Origin of the sequence: Actinoplanes sp. NPDC024001 (assembly GCF_040638955.1) — a bacterium.
Taxonomy (GTDB): domain Bacteria; phylum Actinomycetota; class Actinomycetes; order Mycobacteriales; family Micromonosporaceae; genus Actinoplanes.
Map to the genome: position 1 here is coordinate 1 of NZ_JBEZZB010000306.1, position 5,206 is coordinate 5,206.

The window sequence follows — 5,206 nt, forward strand, 5'->3', positions numbered from 1 at the left end:
CGGGGCGCCGGTCGAGCCGACCCCGCCGACCGCGTTCGGGTGGTCGAAGCTCAGCGCGCCCTTGCCGGCCTGGGACGCGTTCTTCCCCGATGTCAATTCGGCGACCGTACGCGTGCTCGCCGCCGAAGGCTGTGACGTGCTGATCCCGCCCGGTCAGGGGTGCTGTGGCGCGCTGAGCGTGCACAACGGTCGCCGGGCCGAGGCGCAGCGGTTCGCCCGCCGGCTGATCGACACCTTCGAGAAGACCGGAATGGATTACTTCGTCGTCAACGCGGCCGGGTGCGGCTCGTCGCTGAAGGAGTACGACGAGCTGCTCGCCGACGACCCCGCCTACGCCACGCGTGCCGCCGATTTCACCGCGCGCGTCCGCGACCTGTCCGAGCTGCTCGTCGAACTGGGCCCGGTGGCCCCGCGGCATCCGCTGCCGGTGACCGTGGCCTACCACGACGCCTGCCATCTGGGGCACGCCCAGGGTGTCCGCGCCCAGCCGCGCGCCCTGCTGGCCGGCATCCCGTCGCTGGTGGTCCGGCCGATCGCGGAGCCGGAGATCTGCTGCGGCTCGGCCGGGGTGTGGAACGTCCTCAATCCCGTCCCGGCCGCCGAGCTGGGCGACCGCAAGGCCCGCGCCGTCCTCGACACCGGCGCCGAGCTGCTGGTCACGGCGAACCCCGGCTGCCTGATGCAGGTGGCCGCCGCGCTGCGCCGCCGCGCCGCCCCGAACGGCGGCGCGACGATCGGCCTGGCCCACACCGCCCAGGTCCTGGACGCCTCCATCCGTGACCTGGGCAGTGTGGGCCTGCTCCGGGGGCGGTGATCCCACCGCCCGCCCCCGGTCGGCGTGCGCGGGCGGGACCCGTTCCCACTCCCCGCCTGCGCACCCTCCCGGGCCGTGCCGCCGAGTCCCGTTCCCACTCTCGGCCGCCGCCCGGGAAACCCACCCCGTCTCCGTGTGAGATCCGGCCGTTCAGGTGGCCGTGGTGGTCAGTTCAGGGCGAAGCTCGGGTGGGGCGGCTGGTTGTAGGCGGTGTTCTGCCAGGCCAGGGCCGTCCGGTACTGGATGTCGTGCAGGAGTGTGATCATCCGCAGGCCGGTGGTCGACGGGGTGCTGTAGATCCGCAGGCGGGTGTTGTCGGTGGTCGGCCAGATCACCTCCTCGCGCCAGTCGCCGAGCAGGTCGCCGGAGAGGGACGGCGTCGCCTTGGTGCCGTTGTTGGAGTGCACCCCGGAGGCGGTCAGCAGGCGGGTGTCGGCCGCCGTGCCGTACTTGTCGACGCGGGTCTGGTCGAGCAACTCCCGCTGGACGTCGCCGTCCCACCAGATGACGAAGTTGGTGGAGCTGGGCTTGCGGCTGGCGACCACCGCGCCGGAGGGTGAGCGGACGCCGCTGGGGCTCGACGACCACGATTCGGCGCCGGGGCTGCCGGCCCAGATGTCGGCGGAGACGCCGCGGCCGTTGTCGCCGCCGGCCGGGGTGGACCAGATGATCTGACCGGTCCGGGCGTCGGCGAACCACGACGACGGCTTGGACGCGTCCTCGCTGACCTTGAAGACCTCCAGGCCGCCGCGGTTCGGGTCGAGGTCGCCGACGTGCAGGGCGTCGCCGTGGCCGAGGCCGGTGTTCCACAGCCGGGCGCCGTTGTCGTCGATCGCCAGAGCGCCGTAGATGATCTCGTCGCGCCCGTCGGCGTCGACGTCCGCCACCGACAGCTGGTGGTTGCCCTGCCCCGCGGTGCCGGCGTTGGTGGAGCTGCTGCTGTCGAAGGTCCAGCGCCGGGTCAGGGCGCCGTTGCGGAAGTCCCAGGCCACCACGACGCTGCGGGTGTAGTAGCCACGCGCCATGATCAGGCTGGGCCGGGAGCCGTCCAGGTAGGCGGTGCCGGCGAGGAACCGGTCGACCCGGTTGCCGTAGGAGTCGCCCCAGGAGGAGACGGTGCCGCGCGGCGGCACGTAGGACACCGTGGACCGCACGGCGCCGTTGGCCCCGTCGAAGACGCTCAGGTATTCCGGTCCGGTGAGGATGTAGCCGCTGGAGTTGCGGTGGTCGGCGCTCGCGTTCCCGATCACCTGACCGGTGCCCGACGTGGTCCCGTCGGCCGTCTTCATCGCCACCTCGGCACGGCCGTCGCCGTCGTAGTCGTACACCTGGAACTGGGTGTAGTGCGCGCCGGCGCGGATGTTGCGGCCCAGGTTGATCCGCCACAGCCGGGTGCCGTCGAGGCGGTAACCGTCCACGTAGACCGGGTCGGTGACCCCGGACTGCGAGTTGTCCTTGGCGTTGAGCGGCTCCCACTTGAGGACCAGGTCCAGGTCGCCGTCGCCGTCGAGGTCGCCGGTGCTGGCGTCGTTGGCGGCGTAGAGGCTGCTGTTCGGGTTCTGGATCGGCACGTCGAGGTAGCCGTTGGCGAAGGTCAGCGACGCCGGGGACGAGGCCTGCTCGACGCCGCCGATCACGGGACGTACCGTGTACGTCTGGCCGGCCGCGGCGCCCGCGTCGAGGTGGTTGGTGAGTGAGACACCGCTGGCGATCCGGGTCGAGCCACGGTAAAGGTTGAACGTGACCCCGGCCGGGTCGCCGGCCAGCAGTCGCCAGCTGACCAGGTTGCCGCTGCCGGAGCGGACGCTGATCAGGCCGCGGTCGAGCGCCTCGCGCTGCTTGCCGTCGGTGAGCGGGGGAACGGGCGGTGCCGCTTCGGCGGGGGCCGCCGCCAGGAACCCGGCGGCCAGGACGGCGGCCAGGGGCCCGGCGAGTCTTCTGCTGCTGACCATTCTCCAACCTCACATCGATGTGCGTTAATGGGAGCGCTCCCAGCGTGCGCCGTTCCCGCACGCTCGTCAAGAACAGCCGTGGAGGCATCCCATGCATCGACGAAGACTGGCCGCTCTGGGCACCGCCACCGCCCTCCTGCTGGCGGGCGCCGTCACCACCGCCACCAGGGCGGACGCCGCGGCCGGCTGCGCGGTGAAGTACACCGTGTCGTCCCAGTGGCCGGGCGGCTTCGGCGCGAACATCGAGGTGACCAACCTGGGTGATGCGGTCTCGTCGTGGTCGCTGGTGTTCACGTTCACTGCCGGGCAGACGATCAGCCAGCTGTGGAACGGCTCGGTCTCCCAGGCGGGATCCACCGTCACGGTGCGCAACGCCGGCTGGAACGGGTCCGTCGCCGGCGGGGGAAAGGTCTCGGTCGGCTTCAACGGGTCGTGGACCGGCTCCAACCCGGTGCCGTCCGGGTTCGCGCTGAACGGGGTGACGTGCACGGGCGGCGTGACGCCGAGCTCACCCACGCCGAGCTCGCCGGCCCCGAGCTCGCCGGCGCCGAGCTCCCCCGCTCCGTCGCCGTCCACCTCCACGCCGCCGGCCGGCGGGCCCACGAAGATCATGGCGCTGGGCGACTCGATCACCGGCTCGCCCGGCTGCTGGCGCGCCCTGCTCTGGCAGAGACTCCCCGCCGCCGAGGTCGACTTCGTGGGCACCCTGCCCGGCCAGGGCTGCGGTTTCGCCTACGACGGCGAGAACGAGGGGCACGGCGGCTTCCTGGTGACCACCGTGGCCAACCAGAACCAGCTCGTCGGCTGGCTCGCCGGCACCGACCCCGACGTGGTCCTCATGCACTTCGGCACGAACGACGCCTGGAGCAACATCCCCACCGCGACGATCCTGGCCGCCTACACGAAGCTGGTCGGGCAGATGCGCGCCTCCAACCCGAACATGAAGATCATCGTTGCGCAGATCATCCCGTTGGAGCCGCCGACCTGCGGTGACTGCGGCCAGCGGGTGGTCAACCTGAACGCGGCCATCCCCGGCTGGGCGGCCTCGCTGAGCACCGCCGCCTCCCCGATCACCGTGGTCGACCAGTGGACCGGGTTCACCACCGCGACCGACACGTACGACGGCGTACACCCGAACGACGCCGGCAACGTGAAAATCGCCACCAAGTGGTACCCGGCCGTGGCCGCCGCGATTTCGTAGTACCGACCGTGCCGCGGCGGGCGGGTCCCGCGCCCGCCGCGGCACCCGGATCTCACTCGACGCGCATCTCGCCCAGCTTCGACCACCCGTCCTGGTCCACGGACTGACTGACGATCCTCGGCGTGGCGGCCAGGTACTTCGGCAGGTCCTGCTGGGCCTGCTTGAAGTGCGCCGAGCCGACGTGCGCGCCACCGGCCTCCCCGTCGCGGAAGGCCTCGACCAGCACGTACTCGTTCGGGTCGTCGAGGCTGCGCGACCAGTCGAACCAGAGGCAGCCCGGTTCGGCCCGGGTCGCCTCGGTGAACGGGCCGGCGATGCGCGGCCACTGCTCGGCGTGCTCCGGCTTGATCAGGAACTTCGCGGTAATGAAGATCATCGTTGATCCAATCTTGGTTTCCGCAGACTCTGCGCGGATGGGCCGGCCGGGTTCCCCTTCATCATCGCCGCGACGCACGCTGATTTCATGAGCGGCAAAGGGGCCGGGCTGCTGCAGTCCGTCGAGCGGGCGATGCGGGTCCTCGACCACGTCGCCGCGGCGGACGGCCCGGTCGCCGCGCGCGAGGTCGCCCGCGCCCTCGGCCTCACCCTCCCCACCACCTATCACCTGCTCACCACGCTGGTCACCGGCGGCTATCTGGTCCATCTCGCCGAGGAGAAGGCGTACGCGCTGGGCCACCGCGTCGACGACCTGGCGCGGGCGCTGCACCGGCAGATCGCAGCCCCGGCCGAGGTGCGCCGGGTCGCCGCGGTCGTGCACCGGCAGGCGCACGCCGCCGCCTACTACGCCGCGCTGCGCAACGCCGAGATGATCGTCGCGCACGTCGACGAGTGCCCGGCCCATCCGCGGATCCGCACCCTCGGCGTCGGCTTCCACGAGGCCCCGCACGCCACCGCGTTCGGCAAGCTGATGCTGTCCACGCTGGAGCCGGCCGACCGGGAGGCGGTGCTGGACCGGACCGGCACGCCCGCGGTCACCCCGGCCACCGTCACCGACCGGGAGCTGCTGCACCGCCAGCTCCGGCAGGTGCGCGGCACCGGGCTCGCCATCGAGGTGAACGAGTTCCAGCCGGAGCTGAGCTGCATGGCCGCGCCGGTCAACGACGCGGCCGGCCGGTTCGTCGGCGCGGTCGCGGTGTCGCTGCCCACCGGCCGGATGCGGGCCGACCGGTGGGCCGTCGAACGGGTGGTCCGCCTCGGCGCGGTCCGGGCGAGCCGCGCCGTCGCCCTGGAGACCGCGGC

At 72.3% G+C, this 5,206-nt stretch carries 5 protein-coding genes; 3 read left to right on the forward strand and 2 right to left on the reverse strand.

Annotation, left to right across the window (positions count from 1 at the left end):
• A partial coding sequence (locus tag AB0F81_RS50170) for a (Fe-S)-binding protein (protein ID WP_360211375.1) occupies positions 1 to 814 on the forward strand: 814 nt, incomplete at its 5' end.
• Between the two features lie 167 nt (positions 815 to 981).
• On the opposite strand, the gene AB0F81_RS50175 is transcribed toward AB0F81_RS50170, so the two are convergent.
• On the reverse strand, positions 982 to 2,766 hold the full coding sequence (locus AB0F81_RS50175) for a rhamnogalacturonan lyase (RefSeq protein WP_360211377.1): 1,785 nt from the start codon (positions 2,764 to 2,766) through the stop codon (positions 982 to 984).
• Between the two features lie 91 nt (positions 2,767 to 2,857).
• Here AB0F81_RS50175 and AB0F81_RS50180 point away from each other — a divergent pair, with 91 nt between their 5' ends.
• A complete protein-coding gene (locus AB0F81_RS50180; protein WP_360211379.1) occupies positions 2,858 to 3,967 on the forward strand; it encodes a cellulose binding domain-containing protein in 1,110 nt (369 codons plus the stop codon).
• A gap of 52 nt (positions 3,968 to 4,019) precedes the next feature.
• On the opposite strand, the gene AB0F81_RS50185 is transcribed toward AB0F81_RS50180, so the two are convergent.
• Positions 4,020 to 4,343: a putative quinol monooxygenase gene (locus AB0F81_RS50185; RefSeq protein WP_360211381.1), complete on the reverse strand. Its 324-nt coding sequence runs from the start codon at positions 4,341 to 4,343 to the stop codon at positions 4,020 to 4,022.
• A gap of 87 nt (positions 4,344 to 4,430) precedes the next feature.
• On the opposite strand from AB0F81_RS50185, the gene AB0F81_RS50190 reads away from it, so the two are divergent.
• On the forward strand, positions 4,431 to 5,206 hold a 776-nt coding region (locus tag AB0F81_RS50190; RefSeq protein WP_360211383.1), incomplete at its 3' end, for an IclR family transcriptional regulator.